This is a genomic window from Pontibacter locisalis (assembly GCF_042684605.1).
GTDB classification, from domain to species: domain Bacteria; phylum Bacteroidota; class Bacteroidia; order Cytophagales; family Hymenobacteraceae; genus Pontibacter; species Pontibacter locisalis.
The window spans coordinates 22705-37794 of the sequence record NZ_JBHULU010000012.1; the positions used below are offsets into that span (position 1 = coordinate 22705).

The following is a 15090-nucleotide window of genomic DNA, read 5'->3' on the forward strand; positions in this document are numbered from 1 at the left end:
GAAGTATAGCAGCTATCGTTTTTATCAATCTATTTTCTCTTCTAGCCTTTCTGTGGCTTCCTCATGCTGCCGCAGCAGGGGTAGCTGCCTCGAAGCAAACTGCTTTATCTCCATACTGTTGCCATTCTCTGCCATATCATCGTATCTTCTCAGCAGGTCTTTGTGCTGCTCGCGCATGATTCGTATAAACTCTACATCAAAAGAAATACCCTCTTTTTCCATCAGGTCGTTGTAAGTTTCTTGATCAGCCTTACCAAGCGTCTGAGGAAGCACAATATTTGTCTGGCTAGCCACCTCCTGCAGTTCATTGTTCATCTGCCGGTGTGTGTTTTCGGAACGTTGCGCAAAGTTCTTTACCTCCGGACTTACACCGCGGTTTATGGCTGCTTCGCTTAGCTGCACCAGCAGCATGTTGGCACTGGCAGCCTCCGCGGCAAAAAGCGCATCGTTTTCCATATTCTCTATGCCGACAGCTTCGAACTGCTGCACGCTTTGCTCTTTGGCTAGTTCAACGCTATCTTCTGAGTCACAGCCTGTCAGAAAGAAAGCTACCCCTGCCGCAAAAAAAAGAATGTATCTCTTCATAGTCATAGTATTTAAATAAAAAGCATCTGCAAGTATAGGTACTTACAGATGCTCGTATATGTTTTAGATAATGTGTCAGCGCCTCAGCTATTTGTTCTTCACCATCTCATTTGTTTCCTGAGCCTCTTCAACAGCACCTGTTCCTGGTTACAAGAAACCACACTGAAAAATAGCGCGCCTAATACCAGACCTGTTGATGCTTTTCCCTTCTTAGTTTTTTATTAGTTAAATATTAATGATTATTTTTAGCTTGCTACATTTACGCCTGAGCAACACATGGGTAAGGAATGCCTCTTTTTGCATTCTTATTACTTTGCCAAACGTTAATGCTACGCACCACATACATACCACACCCCTGAAAACCAAACTTGCAGTATTTTACAGCCTTTACTTCAACCTTACTATTCACCTATTTAAGTCTACCCTTCTATGATGAAAGCTAAAAAACATGTATGGATGATAACACTGCTAATGCTGTTCCTGTGTGCAGGAAATGTAAAGGCGCAGGAAGAAAGCTGGGAAGAGGTAGAGCCTGACACAGTTATAGATGCCGCCCACGATTTGATCCTTAAGCTGCAGCCACTACTGATTGGAGAAGTCCGTTTATCTTATGAAAAACTACGTGTGGCTAAAGTGAGTAATGAATACGGTATTGGTTATGTGTACAGGGCCTTCCTGAAAGAAGATGGTTCCTATACAGCGTTGGATGGGAAACGTGTAAATGGCGTAAGCATTAGGATGAGCCAGCGCCACTACACTACTAAAAAACAAAAGGCTCCATTTGGGTTCTTCCATGGCCCTTTGTTTGGGTATAGATTTTTGGTGTTTGAAAAAGATGCATTAGGAGTAACCGACGCCTCCAGAAGCATTGGCAGGCTTTACCAGAACTCAATGGACCTGAGCTATCAGCTGGGCTGGCAGTTGTTACTGGACGACCATTTTACAATGGAAGTGGCCGGCTCGTTGGGAGGCAGGGCAAAATATGCCAGGGCAACCGGTGCTGAAGAGTTGCTGGTAGATAACATTTATGGTCATCACCTTATGCAAGACAGAGATGCCATATTTTCTGTTGTTCCACTGCCACAGCTCAAGTTATCAGTAGGTTATTCATTCTAGGCACCTGAGGTTGTTAAATATTTTATATATAGGATTTAACCTTTTAGTGTAACGCTTATCTAAGCAGTGTAACCTTAACCAGAAAACATGAAAATCCACATTTCAAAACAACTGCCACTCATGCTACTGCTAGGCAGTACGCTGGCTTTTACCGCCTGTCAAAAAGAAGAAGATGTACAGGAGAGCATTGATGTTGAGTCGGCAGAGGCGAATGCCATCGCTGATCTTGAAATGGCAAGTGTGGATGAGTTTGTTGAGGATGTTATAAGTGCTGAACCACAACTAAACGGACGTGTAGCGGCCCCTGAAAGTCTACCAGATTGTGCAACCCGTACCTACAACAGCGACACCCGCACCGTAACCATAGATTTTGGAACAACAAACTGCCTCTGCCGCGACGGTAAATCACGACGAGGTAAAATTGTTTCAAAGTTTGAAGGTCGTCCGCACCAGGAGGGCTCTAAAGTGATCACCACACTTGTTGACTATTATGTAAATGATATGCGAATCACTGGTACACGCACTGTAACGTATGTTAGCCGAAACAAAAAGAATGTTGTTGTTCTTGATGCCAGTATAGCAACTCCCGGAGGAACTATAACCTGGAGAGCGGAGCGTGTAATTGAACGTATTGCCGGAGGAGACACCCCTCAAATGACGGATGATATATATCTGTTAAACAGTCGTGCTGCCGGGGTAAACCGTAGAGGAGTTGCTTATACAAGCGTTACGGAGCAGCCTCTTAAGAGAGTGCTTGCTGTAGGCTGTGCCCGTCATTTCGTTTCAGGCATAATCCTGATCAAAAATGAAAATGGCCATACCTTGAGGCTAAATTATGACCCAACTGGTGGTGAGCCTTGTGATAACATTGCAGAGGTAACGCTGAATGGCAGAAGGACTAAAATTATACGGCTATAGAAAGCTGTAATACATATAAAAGCAGAAGGGGCTGCCGGTATGTTATTCCGGCAGCCCCTTCTGTTATCAATTACTTATGTAGCTGTTAAGCCCCCTTAAATTGCGGTTTGCGCTTTTCATTAAATGCGGTTACACCTTCCTTATAATCTTCAGAGTTGCCTGCTATTTTCTGGCAGTAGGCTTCGTAATCCAACATCTCATCCAAAGAAGAGTTAAAAGACTTGTTGAGCATCTTTTTCATCAGCCCGATGGCCTTGGTTGGGCCAGCAGCATAACGGGCAGCAAGCTCGGTCACTGCATCGTCTAACTCTTCTGGCGCTACAACTTTGTTTACCATTCCTAACTGCAATGCTTCCTCAGCTGACACTTTAGAGCCAAGTGTGCTAAGTTCAAAAGCTTTCAGAGAGCCCACCACCCGTGGCAGGAAGAAAGAAGATCCGGAATCAAGCACCAGGCCTACATTTACAAATACTTCAATCATACTTGCTACCGTAGAAGCTACTACCATATCGCAGGCTAGCGCCAGAGAACAACCAGCCCCTGCTGCCACACCATTCAACTTACAGATGATAGGCTTTGGCAGATTACGCATAGCGCGAATGATTGGATTATAGCGCTTTTCCAGAGATTCAGAAAGGTCTCTTTTACTGGCACTGGCTATTGCTTTCAGATCCTGTCCGGAGCAAAAGGCCTTACCAGCACCGGTAAGCACTACCACCCGCACATTCTCATCACGACTTACCTGCTTTAGAGCATCCTGTAAGTCATAGCTCTGCTGATCGTTGAAGGCATTGAATACATCAGGCCTGTTTAAAGTGATGGTAGCAATACCATCCTGCACATCATATAGTAAACACTCGTAGGTCATGCTTTTTCAGTTTTTGTATGATTATCAAAGTTAAGAAATCAAGGGCTATTGACAAGAAGCAGATTAGATTACGTGTGCTACACCCTGTGTTTATTACTTTTTAAATAAATTATTGATATATACTAGCAACTTCACATCTCTCCTATGTATCTTTACCGCCTATTACTTCGCGCCCAAATACTTATTACCTGCTATACCCGCTATAGCTCAGTAAGCAACAAAACCTAAAACTATATATTACTATGAGAAAAATTTTTACACTTCTGCTGTTCGCAGCAGCATTTCTGCTGTGCCCAACACTTCAGGCACAAGACCTGTCAACCTCTCTTCAGAACCCGTTTTTCAAGGCTGTTTTAGAGCGTAATAAAAAGCTTTTAGCTACAGAAAGTTCCCGGTTTGCAACAAGTCAAACAATACGTGTTGCGCAAACAGAGACATACAGTTTGTGGGGTGAAAATGACCAATGGGACGATAAAACAAGAACATCGTACACCTATAATACCAACGGCTTAGTGGAAACCGCTACTGTTGTAGAATTACCCGCAAATGTTAACCAGGCTCAGTACATTTATTCTTACAACAACCAGGGTGTAGCCACTGACCTGGTGCTTAAGCAGTGGAATAACAATGCATGGGTAAATTCTATGAAAATAACCTTTGCTTTTGAGGGTGAGCAGCTAAGCAGCTTTGGAATTTATAACTGGGAAAACGGAGCCTGGTTGTTGATGCAGGGAACCCGTAGCACCCATACCCGCTCAGGCGACAGGATTACTGAAACTGTTTCTGAGTTTTACTCTATCGTACCACCAAGTGTGACCCAAGGCTGGGTGTTAGATGAGAAAATTACCTATGGGTATGCCAACAGTAGTGATAACAGACCAACAAATATCACGACATACGCACGTATAGGTTCTAACTGGGTTGCACAGGAAAAGGAAACCGACATTGCGTACGTTGGCAGTACCTATACAAGAAGCAGCTACTTTTATGAGGAGCTAGATGCTTCTACCAACGTATGGAACAAGTATAAAATTGAATACCAGCACATTACCGATGCAGCAAACAGCACCCGTACCACTATAGAAACTAACTATAATGTTGAAGGCACAACCCTTCTTCCCTCTCTACGCTTTACTACTACTGAATTAACCTCTGGTGAAAAGTATGTTCTTGAGCCTATTGTAAGGAGCTTACAAGAAGTATATGATGCCGATGCAAATGAGTGGGTAACAGACTCGGAAGAGAAAGCTACTATTTCCAGAGACAGCAACGGTGACATTACTCAGATAGTTTACCAGGAGCTCTCTCCTGCAGAAAACGCTTGGGTAAACACGGAGCGGTTTGTATATACAAACTTTGCCCCTATCACAATCACCGGTGCTTCAGATGAAATACTTGCACTGGCAACAGAAGTATACCCCAACCCAGTTCAGAAAGCTTTAACCATATCTGTAGATGCGACTAAAGTTCGCAATAGCAGCCTGTATATCTATAGCAGTACGGGTAAGAAAGTCTATGAGCAGAACAACTTAAAAGCAGCCACAACTGTGGATGTCAGCAACCTGCCAAGCGGCATATACCTGGTTAAACTGTCTGATGACAGGAACAGCAGTATAACTCGCAGAATTGTGAAGCAATAACTTAAGAAGAGTAAATAAAAAAGGGCAGGCGCTTTAAAGTGCCTGCCCTTTTTTATAGAGCTATATAAGTAGTTACAAGGGCCAGCATCAGCCCGCAGCCAAAGCCGGCATATACCTGCTCTGGCGTGTGGGCGTGCAACGCCAGCCTTGCAGAGAGCACAGCCCCGGTTAAAACAACGGCAACAGCAATTGGCATAGACATCCCGGCGTCTGGCATAATCATGTTTAGGGTGAGCAGAATACCTAAAGCGCCACCCATACCCACACTGTGGGCACTTATTTTCCAGAATAGTGACACCAGGTAGGTTACAAACACAGAAGCAGCAATAATGCCCATTACAAAGTAGAAAACAGCATCAAACACTTCTTCCTGGTACAGCAGGTAAGAGGTTATGGCATAGCATACACCTGTAAAAAGCAGGGGTAGACTTCGTTGCTCACGTCGCTCCATCTCCAAGGAATCCAGGCGGCCCATGCGCACCATGAAATAGGCGCCGATGCTAGGAACCATAAAAGTTGAAAGGAAAATCATGCTGAGTACCACCCACCGGCTTTGCATCGGAAAAGTGAGCATGGAGGCCGGCATGTAGTAAAGAATAAAAGCAAATAAATAAGTAGGCAGGAGTAGCGGGTGGAAAGCTACTGACAGCACCATTGCCAGGGAACGGTTCACTTGTATGTTTTGTGAATTAATGATTATGAATGCTGTAACAATGAACGCCTGCTGAAGTTTATTTTATTCCAGAGTTCATTTTACAGGCTACAGTTCCTTCCTAAGCCTTGCCACAGGTATATTCAGTTGCTCTCTGTACTTTGCTACTGTACGACGGGCAATATTATACCCTTTCTCATTCAACAACTTCTCTATCTTTTCGTCAGAGAGTGGTTTACGCTTATTCTCATTATCGATTATCTCCTTCAGAATATGCTTCACTTCCCGACTACTGGCATCCTCTCCGGAGTCAGTGGCAATACCCTCTGAAAAAAAGTACTTGAGTGGATAAATACCAAATTCAGTCTGCACGGCTTTGCTGTTAGCTACCCGGCTGATAGTACTGATGTCCATTCCGATCTCTTCGGCAATGTCTTTCAGGATCATCGGCCGCAGCTCGCTTTCGTCACCCTCCAGGAAAAAATCATGTTGGTATTTTATGATGGCTTCCATCGTTCGCAGCAGCGTGTTTTGCCGCTGGCGAATGGCATCTATGAACCACTTGGCCGCATCTAATTTCTGCTTTACAAACGTTACGGTTTCCTTCAGCTTCTTATCCTTCTTGTCTGATTTGTCATAGGCATCAAACATATCGGCATAAGAGCGGCTTATACGCAGATCAGGAGCATTACGAGAGTTCAAAGACAACTCCAGTTCTCCGTTGTTATTATTCAGGATAAAATCAGGGATGATGTACTGAACGCGTGTCATGCTGGCCCCAGCTCCTCCCGGTTTCGGGTTCAGTTTGATGATAAGATCTATAGCCTTTTTCAGCTCATCCTCTGATACGTTGAACTTACTCTGTATCTTCTGGTAATGCTTTTTGGTAAACTCGTCGAAGGCTTCGTTTAAGATACGTTCTGCCAGCACTGTTGTAGAATCCTGCTCACGCCGCACCAGTTGCAGTAACAGGCACTCAGGTAAGTCGCGCGCACCGATTCCTGCCGGATCAAAAGTTTGTATCATGTGCAGCACCTGCTCAATCTCCTCCTCCGTAGTTTCGATGTTCTGGGAAAAAGCAAGATCATTTGCAATAGAGCTGAGATCACGGCGAATGTAGCCATCGTGGTCGATGCTGCCGATAAGCTGCATCCCAATGGCAAACTGCCTGTCGTCAAGATCCAGAAAGCCCAGCTGGTCCATCAATGAATCTGTAAGCGTGGAAGTCATGGCAATCGGCATCTCCTTGTCTTCCTCATCACCGCCACGATCACCCTGCATTTTATAGCCGCTTATCTCATCATCGTTGAGATAGTCGTTAATGTCAATGTCATCATCCTTCCCGTAGTCATCCTCATACTCATCAGAGTCGCTGTATTCCTCCGAAGATTCTTCACGCCCTTCCTCCAGTGCAGGGTTAATCTCCAGCTCTTCTTTTATGCGCATCTCCAACTCAGCAGTAGGTATCTGCAGCAGCTTGATAAATTGTATCTGCTGCGGCGATAGCTTCTGGGATAAAAGTTGTCTTAAATCGAGTCGCTGCATAGTTTCTAATGAAAAATTGATGCACTTCTGTGCACTTCCAAATTTAGGATAATTTTACTCGCATTTACAAAAAAGGTTAAAATATCGTTACTTTGAGGGATTTTCAGAAAAGCACTTTACCAGAACAGTACGGTTCACCTGAAAGAGGTATAAATTTCTGGCACTTTAACGCTTGAAACCTATAAAAAGAACGGACAGGATAGGCTGCTTATTCTTTATAGTTTATACTTTTACAAGTAAACTGTAATACCAGGAGAGGCAATAATAACCATTACACATGCAACGCACAAAAGTAAAAGATCTGCTACAGGGTGCCGAGGTAGACAAAGAGGTTCTACTGAAAGGCTGGGTGCGCACAAAGCGCGGGAATAAGTTTGTGAATTTTATCGCCGTGAACGACGGTTCAACGATAAATAATTTGCAGGTAGTGGCTGAAGCCGAGAAGTTCAACGAGGAAACACTTAAGGATGTAACTACTGGTGCTGCCATTGCTGTTACTGGTAAATTAGTAGCCTCTCAGGGCAAAGGGCAGGCCTACGAAGTACAGGCTACAAGCATCGAAGTGTTAGGCAAAGCTGACCCGGAAACATACCCGCTTCAGAAGAAGGCACACTCGCTCGAGTTCTTGCGTGAGATTGCTCACCTGCGCTTCCGGACCAATACGTTTGGCGCAGTTTTCCGTGTTCGTAACACTTTGTCTTTTGCTGTTCATAAGTTTTTCAATGAGAAAGGCTTTGTGTATATGCACACGCCAATCATTACCGCTTCTGACGCTGAGGGTGCTGGCGAAATGTTCCGTGTAACCACACTGGACCTGGACAACCTGCCACGCACAGAAGAAGGACAAATCAATTTTGAGGAAGATTTCTTCGGCCGCTCCACAAACCTGACAGTTTCCGGACAGATGGAGGGCGAGGTAGCAGCCATGGCTTTTAGTGACATCTACACGTTCGGGCCAACGTTCCGTGCCGAGAACTCAAACACAACGCGCCACCTGGCAGAGTTCTGGATGATAGAGCCGGAGATGGCTTTCTACGACCTGAAGATGAACGCTGACCTCGCTGAGGAGTTTATCAAATACATCATCCGCTATGCACTGGAGAACAACCGTGAGGACCTGGAATTCCTTGCACAGCGCCAGGCGGAAGAGGACAAGAGCAAGCCACAGAATGAGCGCCAGGAAATGACGCTCATCGAGAAGTTGGAGTCAGTAGTAAATAACGACTTTGAGCGTATTACCTATACCGAGGCAATCGACATCCTGCTCAACTCGAATCATTACAAAAAGAAGAAGTTCCAGTACGACGTGAAGTGGGGCATTGACCTGCAGAGTGAGCATGAGCGCTACCTGGTGGAGAAGCACTTTAAGAAGCCGGTGATCGTGACGGATTATCCAAAAGATATTAAGGCTTTCTACATGCGTATGAACGACGATGGTAAGACCGTTGCAGCCATGGACATTCTTGCTCCGGGTATTGGTGAGATTGTAGGAGGTTCACAACGTGAAGAACGTATGGATATTTTGGTTGAGCGTATGAAGAGCGTTGGCATTGAGCCGGAGGCTATGTGGTGGTTCCTGGATACCCGCCGTTTTGGTGGCTGCCCGCACGCAGGCTTTGGTCTTGGCTTTGAGCGCGTGGTGCAGTTTGTGACTGGTATGGGCAACATCAGAGATGTGATTCCTTTCCCGAGAACACCGCAGAATGCAGAGTTTTAATAAAAGCTAACACAACATTAAAAAGGCCCGGCATAATCACCGGGCCTTTTGTTTTACCTCCTCCTTCCACTGTTCAGGACAGAGCCAGCCTGTGGGGGCTAGCGGTGACACTAAATTTTCTGATGCATTGCCTGTTATTTATTATACTTTGGCCAAGTTTTTGCACCTTGTCAGGTATAAATTTTCAGGAGATTAATTATGCGTAAACTATTCCTAAGCATGCTCTTAGTTGGTGTCTCAGCATTTGCAGCCAATGCCCAGCAGGAGTTTGCCAATATTGAACTGCCTATGAACCGTGCGGAGGACCTGGTGACCCTCGCCGATGACAAGGGCAATGTTGTTATCTACTTTTACCAGCGTGGAGAGCTGAACTTTGCAGTTATTTCACCTGAAGGCAAACAGATTGCCAAACACCAGATCCCTTACCGCTTCAGTGATGAGCCACAGTTATTAGGCACCCGCGTCACTGATGATGAATTTGTGTTTTACAGCCGCTATACGAATGGCCGTCGTGAATACCTGCGCCCTTTTGCCATCAACCGTGAGACCGGCGCTTTCCGAAGCATTCAGGATGTACAGATTGATGTAGAGCGAAACACAAATTTTGTGGGTGGCTTTGGTGATGAAGACCATTTTTACATGCTTTATTCAGATAGAGATGGCAATATGCACCTGTACCGCGATTCAGATGAGAATGTGGCGCACCTGGAGCACAAGGTTTTTGCTTCAGAGGAAATGCCCCGCACCCGCGACCGCTATGCCCGTGAGTCTGATATGATTTATGTTCACCCTGATCTACAGCACAATGTATTTACAGGTCACCACCGCAGTAAAATATACTCACGTGGCGATAAGATCCACATGATCTTTGACGGCTTTTATCTGAAAGGCAAAGACAGCGACGAAACCACTACAGAAATTCTAACGCTGGATTGGGACAAAGGCACAACGCAGTACCGTACCTTACCTGCAATTGATCAGCGCAGAGCCCCAAGCTTTAACTCTTTCCTGCATAACAATACACTTTTCCGTGTGAACATGGAGAAGGACCAGTTTAAGCTTACTGCTTACGACTTTAACACGCTAAAGCCGGTTAAGGAATATACATACAGTGGAGACGAGGAGATCAGTATCAAATCTACTCCTGTTTACCAGCGTGGCGCCAGGGCTTTGTTCTCTTCTGATAACACGGTAATAGAGAAAACATCTAAAGTGATGAAAAACCTCTCTAGCGGTGTACCCGCAATTACAGTTGATACCTATGCCGACAGTACGCTACAGCTTACGATTGGCTCGTATAGCGCACCAGAAGAGCGAAGAAACTTTGACCAGGACAGAAACCGATTAGTGCGAACTCCAGATCGTTATGTGCAAACTTCGCGCGGCCTGATGCTATTGCCCGGACGTTGGGTACCGGCTTATAATATTCCGAGTTATTACCTGAACTCGCCTTACTACAGTCGCTATTTCTACGACCCTTTTAACCAGGGAAGCAGAGTGCCTGCCGGCCCGGGAATAAGTACTTACTTCAGATCTGTGCTTGATGCTGATAACCTGACAAAAGTAGCAGCAGACACGGATAAAGAGCAGGTAGTGCTGCAGGATAAGGTTGAAAAGTATGAGCAGGACCTAAAGCCGGAGCCGGAATTAAAAACGGTTTACCGCTATGGCGATAAGCTGCACTACGGTTACTACGACCGCAAAACAAAGACCTTCCGGATAGTTGAGTTTGCCCATGGGCAGAAACCACAGGCACAACAGAATCCTCAATAATTAGATATAAACAGAACGCCCCGCAAATTCTTGCGGGGCGCTCTGTTTATGTGCTATCGTAGCTTCTACTGTTGGTCCATCATTTTATTCAGTCTCTCCTGTAATGCAGGATCCTGACGATAGGCAGCCATAATCTGCTCATACTTATCCAAAGACATTCCGTCTTTTTGTATGGCAACCTCTACTTCTTTCTGTAGTTCTGGCTGCATCTCCATCATGCGCTGTGCTGCTTTATTGAAGGCTGTCATTTCCTGGGGAGTGGCCTGTGTGTCGGTTAGTTTCCCTTGCTGGTGGGCCTGCGCCATTTCGTTAAACTTGTTTACGTCCAGCTTCTCTTCCTGGAGAATCTTCATCATTTTCTCCTCGCCTTTACGCTGTATGTCCATCAGTCGCGTGCTGGCATCTGCAAACTGCTTCAGCTCTTTATCAGTGAAATTTTGCTGCGTTTGCTGTTGAACAGGAGGTGTTACTTGCTGTGCTTTGGCTGTTGTGCCAGAAAAAAATACTCCAACCATAAAAGCAGCAGCTACTGCTCCTTTTATTCTATTGCTCAAATTCATAAAGTTCAGGATTAAAATTAAGAGGTGAAAAATGATACTCTTAGTTCATGGTCAATTTAGAACTAATTAACCTATACCCTTATTAGCATCAAATAGTTGTGCAATTTTCCGCCGCTTTAATAGATCAACAAACACCGAACAAAACGATGCAAAACTAAAAAGCACCACAAATAGGAGAAAGTTAGAAACACAAACCTTTAAATATTAAAAGAAGATCATTAACAGAGGATAAATAGTTTTTCTCTTATATTTAAACTCTATAATATTCAACCTATGAACAAACCTTTACTTCCTGTTTTAACTATTCTTCTCCTTCTCCTGTTCTCTTGCCCCTCCTTTTCGCAAGAGTATCGCCCAGGTTATATTGTTCAGGCTTCGGGAGACACCATACAGGGGCTGATAAAATTCCGTGAAAACGATCGCTCTTATAAGAGCTGTATTTTCAAGAAGGTTGAAGACGCGGAATTAAAAGAATACTCTCCTAGTAATGTAAGCGCATACGGATTTGATAATGATAAGGCCATTGAGGTAAAGACCATCAGTACTAATACAGGAAATAATGAAGATGTATTTGCTGAGCTGTTGGTAAAAGGTAGGCTAAGCTTATATATGTACTCTGACCGCTTCTTTGTGGCAAAAGATTCTGGCCAACTTCAGGAGCTTAGTAATAAAAAAGAGGAGGGCTATGTAGAAGATAAAAATGTTGTGAATGGCTCAAACGAATACATCAAAGTCCTTAAAAGCTCTAATAAGCACATTGTCATCCTTAATACCTTGATGAACGACTGTCTCAGTATGCTTGATAAGATAGAAAGGGTATATTTATCACAGCGAAGTTTAGTAAATCTAGTTAGTGACTACAACAACTGTGTTGCTCCTGGCGAAAGCATACTATTTAAGGAAAAAAAAAGGTGGTTAATAGGTAAACCGGGTTTTGCCGGTGCTGCAAACGCTGAAACAATTTTTCTTTCCTCCGATTATCCTGAATTTGCCTACTATCATAACGCCAGCTTTAACAAGAGGTATTTTCCTTCTGCAGGACTTGTTCTGAACCTAGCTTCTCCCAGACTTAAAGAACGCCTTTCGCTACAAGTAGAGGCCTTTTATTCGTCTTATGACTTTGTCGGCTATTCTGAACATACATCTAATTCAGGTAACACTTATAACAGGAATGATTATTCATTAGAACTCTCCTCACTTAAGTTTAATTCTGCATTTCGCTACACCTTCCCGGCACGATTGGTTCAGCCCTATGTAAATATTGGGATTTCAAACAGGTTCTTGCTAAGCAGCAAATCTTTGAGGATAGAGGAAATCGAAACGAACAAAACTGTTGAAACAAATGAGCATACGGATACTTTCCTGCAAAATCAACATACTGGAGTGTTTGGAGGTGTAGGAGCTAACTTTAACTTTTTTAGACAAGCGCTTTTCTCTGAGTTAAGGTACGACAGGGGCTTGAACATTGCCTCTCCGCCACAATTGAACAATGTTGGCAGAACACTAGACGGCAAATCCAGCACTATTAGCCTCATTGCAGGTTTCTATTTTTAATTGTTTCAGATCTATACTTCTTATGAATAGAACATTATTTACCCGCGTAATTCTTTTTCTTTTACTGCCACTGTTCCTGACATTCTGCCAAACAAAAGAGAAGATTTCACCCCGTGAATATCCACGGGTATACACCGAGGCAGTAACAGACATAAATAATTCCGGCGCTACTTTTACAGGTACTATAAAAACACTGGGTACAGCTCCGATCACAGATCATGGCTTTGTATGGAGCGATAAGCCTTATGTTTTTGTAGATTATTCCAGCAGGGCTTCCTTGGGTGCTAAGCAGGCTTCTGGCGACACTTTTAACACTACAGCCACCTTTGCCATGCAAGCGGGCAAGACACACTACGTCCGTGCTTATGTGCGTAGCGGAGAGTATGTTGTATATGGTCCACTGGTATCTTTCATCAGCAATGGAAGCTTACCGCCTGTGCTCAACAGCTTTTCTCCTGCAACAGCCCGCATCAATGAGTATGTAACCATCACCGGGCAAAATTTCACTCAGGATCTAACTCGGCTGAAGGTGCTATTTGGCTCTACCGCAGCTACTGTTATCAGTGCAACACCTGATACGTTAGTCTGTATGGTTCCATACAACTTACAGACAACGCAAGTTAAAATAACCGTACAGGTAGTTGATAAGTCAGTTGCTTCAGCAAGTGATTTTACGCTAATCAAGTAGGCTGAAGTAGCAGGAGTACTACAACACCTCCTGCACCTGGTACTTCTTAAGTTTTTCTTTGTGCACCAGTTGCTCCTCGAGTAGCTGCTGTACTTCAGGCTTGTTATAATCTTCTATACTTTGGATGTGCTTCATTACCTTCTTCATGATCTTGTCTTGCTTTCTGCCTGTTTCCATGGCGTAAGAGTATGGAAAGTCAGAGAAGGTAACCATGGAGTAAAGCGGAATCCACTTGTCTGGATACTGTTCAGAAATTTTAGTCTCGATCTTTTTGCGAAGCAGGAAGCGCGGGTCAGCAACTTTATCGCGCATTTCAAAGAAGTTCATGACAGCCAAGTCGGCAATGGCATCCGCATCTGGTTTGCGCTTTGACTCGAACTCCTTAAAAAGCGCCTCCCAGTTCTCTCCGTCAAATTTATCCAGCATCCGGTCCAGAACAGTTATATCCTCAAAACCGGCATTCATACCTTGTCCATAAAACGGAACTACAGCATGGCTTGCATCTCCTATCAACAGTGACTTACCATTGTAACTCCACGGAAAGCACTTGACAGTAACCAAAGATCCTATTGGGTTAGAAAAATAGTCTTCTGCCAGGTTTGGCATCAGTGCCACTGCATCCGGGAAAACTTCCAAAAAGAAATTAAGCAGGTCAGTGTCGTTTTTTATAGCCGCGAACGAACGCTCTCCTTCGTAAGGGAAAAACAAAGTGCACGTAAAACTGCCATCAATATTTGGCAGAGCGATCATCATGTAACTGCCACGGGGCCAAATGTGCAGCGCGTTCTTCTCCAGCACCCACTCCCCACCTGCAGCAGGAGGAATAGTAAGCTCTTTATACCCATACTCCAGGTAACTCTGCTCATAATTGAAGCGTTCTGTTTTCTGCATAGCACCGCGCACGACAGAGAAAGCCCCGTCAGCTCCAAAAAGCAGTTCTGGTTGTATGGTTTCAACAGCGTCCGTTTCAATGTTCCGCAGTTGCACTTCGTTTGTGCGCAGGTTCACATCCAATGCCTGCTGGTTGAAATGATAGGTTATGTCTTCATTGGGCTCCGAAAGATTCATCAGCGCCACGTTTAGCCCTCCCCTGGACACAGAATATATGGCCTGCCCTTCTTTACCATAAGGCTGGTAAGTCAGGTTGCCCTGCTCATCGTGCATCATACGGCCATACATGGGCACAGCCACCTTCCGAACATCTTCTTCTATGCCAATAGCCCGTAAAGCACGCCAGCCGCGGTCGCTAAGAGCCAGGTTTATAGAACGTCCTCCATCTATGATTGTCTTACGCATGTCAGGGCGGCGCTCATACAGATCTACCTTATGCCCACGTTTGGCCAGGTACAAAGACAGCAGCGAGCCCACCAGGCCAGCCCCCATAATGGCGATGTTCTTTCTTTTGCTCATAGTTTTGTCAGGTGCTTCGCTTCTTGTTAACGTAAAATAAGTGTTTACGAATCGTATTGGCAAA

13 protein-coding genes are annotated in these 15090 nt (G+C 44.6%); 7 read left to right on the forward strand and 6 right to left on the reverse strand.

All coding sequences use genetic code 11. The features are described from left to right. Positions 1-24: 24 nt before the first annotated feature. On the reverse strand, positions 25-585 hold the full coding sequence (locus tag ACFSRY_RS08165; RefSeq protein WP_377505199.1) for a DUF4142 domain-containing protein: 561 nt from the start codon (positions 583-585) through the stop codon (positions 25-27). A gap of 456 nt (positions 586-1041) precedes the next feature. On the opposite strand from ACFSRY_RS08165, the gene ACFSRY_RS08170 reads away from it, so the two are divergent. Next, positions 1042-1701 (forward strand): ABC transporter ATP-binding protein, encoded by a 660-nt coding sequence (locus tag ACFSRY_RS08170; RefSeq protein WP_377505202.1) that lies wholly within the window; start codon positions 1042-1044, stop codon positions 1699-1701. Positions 1702-1788: 87 nt separating this feature from the next. After that, on the forward strand, positions 1789-2619 hold the full coding sequence (locus ACFSRY_RS08175; RefSeq protein ID WP_377505205.1) for a hypothetical protein: 831 nt from the start codon (positions 1789-1791) through the stop codon (positions 2617-2619). Between the two features lie 85 nt (positions 2620-2704). Here ACFSRY_RS08175 and ACFSRY_RS08180 read toward each other — a convergent pair whose 3' ends face one another. Beyond that, positions 2705-3487 (reverse strand): enoyl-CoA hydratase-related protein, encoded by a 783-nt coding sequence (locus ACFSRY_RS08180; protein ID WP_377505208.1) that lies wholly within the window; start codon positions 3485-3487, stop codon positions 2705-2707. Between the two features lie 242 nt (positions 3488-3729). Between ACFSRY_RS08180 and ACFSRY_RS08185 the strand changes: the two genes are divergently transcribed. Continuing rightward, positions 3730-5127, forward strand: a complete 1398-nt coding sequence (locus ACFSRY_RS08185) for a T9SS type A sorting domain-containing protein (RefSeq protein WP_377505211.1) — start codon at positions 3730-3732, stop codon at positions 5125-5127. 52 nt (positions 5128-5179) lie between these two features. On the opposite strand, the gene ACFSRY_RS08190 is transcribed toward ACFSRY_RS08185, so the two are convergent. Both ACFSRY_RS08190 and rpoN read right to left on the reverse strand, forming a co-directional pair. Next, complete coding sequence (locus tag ACFSRY_RS08190; protein ID WP_377505214.1) at positions 5180-5800, reverse strand: hypothetical protein; 621 nt, start codon at positions 5798-5800, stop codon at positions 5180-5182. Between the two features lie 87 nt (positions 5801-5887). Then, positions 5888-7324 (reverse strand): RNA polymerase factor sigma-54, encoded by a 1437-nt coding sequence (gene rpoN, locus ACFSRY_RS08195; protein WP_377505217.1) that lies wholly within the window; start codon positions 7322-7324, stop codon positions 5888-5890. 277 nt (positions 7325-7601) lie between these two features. Between rpoN and asnS the strand changes: the two genes are divergently transcribed. Both asnS and ACFSRY_RS08205 read left to right on the forward strand, forming a co-directional pair. Next, on the forward strand, positions 7602-9041 hold the full coding sequence (gene asnS / locus ACFSRY_RS08200) for an asparagine--tRNA ligase (protein ID WP_377505220.1): 1440 nt from the start codon (positions 7602-7604) through the stop codon (positions 9039-9041). Between the two features lie 198 nt (positions 9042-9239). Next, positions 9240-10814 (forward strand): hypothetical protein, encoded by a 1575-nt coding sequence (locus tag ACFSRY_RS08205; RefSeq protein ID WP_377505223.1) that lies wholly within the window; start codon positions 9240-9242, stop codon positions 10812-10814. Between the two features lie 65 nt (positions 10815-10879). Here ACFSRY_RS08205 and ACFSRY_RS08210 read toward each other — a convergent pair whose 3' ends face one another. Beyond that, positions 10880-11374, reverse strand: a complete 495-nt coding sequence (locus tag ACFSRY_RS08210; protein ID WP_377505226.1) for a DUF4168 domain-containing protein — start codon at positions 11372-11374, stop codon at positions 10880-10882. A gap of 273 nt (positions 11375-11647) precedes the next feature. Here ACFSRY_RS08210 and ACFSRY_RS08215 point away from each other — a divergent pair, with 273 nt between their 5' ends. Together ACFSRY_RS08215 and ACFSRY_RS08220 are read left to right on the forward strand one after the other, a co-directional pair. Next, entirely contained in the window at positions 11648-12928 is a 1281-nt protein-coding gene (locus ACFSRY_RS08215; protein ID WP_377505229.1) for an outer membrane beta-barrel protein, read from the forward strand. 22 nt (positions 12929-12950) lie between these two features. Next, positions 12951-13616, forward strand: a complete 666-nt coding sequence (locus tag ACFSRY_RS08220) for an IPT/TIG domain-containing protein (protein WP_377505232.1) — start codon at positions 12951-12953, stop codon at positions 13614-13616. 18 nt (positions 13617-13634) lie between these two features. On the opposite strand, the gene ACFSRY_RS08225 is transcribed toward ACFSRY_RS08220, so the two are convergent. Further along, positions 13635-15026 (reverse strand): FAD-dependent oxidoreductase, encoded by a 1392-nt coding sequence (locus tag ACFSRY_RS08225; RefSeq protein WP_377505235.1) that lies wholly within the window; start codon positions 15024-15026, stop codon positions 13635-13637. Positions 15027-15090 lie beyond the last annotated feature (64 nt).

Bases quoted from the DNA above. Each gene is read 5' to 3' on its own strand.
- ACFSRY_RS08165 (WP_377505199.1), bottom strand. From the start codon at position 585: ATGAAGAGATACATTCTTTTTTTTGCGGCAGGGGTAGCTTTCTTTCTG.
- ACFSRY_RS08170 (WP_377505202.1), top strand. From the start codon at position 1,042: ATGATAACACTGCTAATGCTGTTCCTGTGTGCAGGAAATGTAAAGGCG.
- ACFSRY_RS08175 (WP_377505205.1), top strand. From the start codon at position 1,789: ATGAAAATCCACATTTCAAAACAACTGCCACTCATGCTACTGCTAGGC.
- ACFSRY_RS08180 (WP_377505208.1), bottom strand. From the start codon at position 3,487: ATGACCTACGAGTGTTTACTATATGATGTGCAGGATGGTATTGCTACC.
- ACFSRY_RS08185 (WP_377505211.1), top strand. From the start codon at position 3,730: ATGAGAAAAATTTTTACACTTCTGCTGTTCGCAGCAGCATTTCTGCTG.
- rpoN (WP_377505217.1), bottom strand. From the start codon at position 7,324: ATGCAGCGACTCGATTTAAGACAACTTTTATCCCAGAAGCTATCGCCG.
- asnS (WP_377505220.1), top strand. From the start codon at position 7,602: ATGCAACGCACAAAAGTAAAAGATCTGCTACAGGGTGCCGAGGTAGAC.
- ACFSRY_RS08205 (WP_377505223.1), top strand. From the start codon at position 9,240: ATGCGTAAACTATTCCTAAGCATGCTCTTAGTTGGTGTCTCAGCATTT.
- ACFSRY_RS08210 (WP_377505226.1), bottom strand. From the start codon at position 11,374: ATGAATTTGAGCAATAGAATAAAAGGAGCAGTAGCTGCTGCTTTTATG.
- ACFSRY_RS08215 (WP_377505229.1), top strand. From the start codon at position 11,648: ATGAACAAACCTTTACTTCCTGTTTTAACTATTCTTCTCCTTCTCCTG.
- ACFSRY_RS08220 (WP_377505232.1), top strand. From the start codon at position 12,951: ATGAATAGAACATTATTTACCCGCGTAATTCTTTTTCTTTTACTGCCA.
- ACFSRY_RS08225 (WP_377505235.1), bottom strand. From the start codon at position 15,026: ATGAGCAAAAGAAAGAACATCGCCATTATGGGGGCTGGCCTGGTGGGC.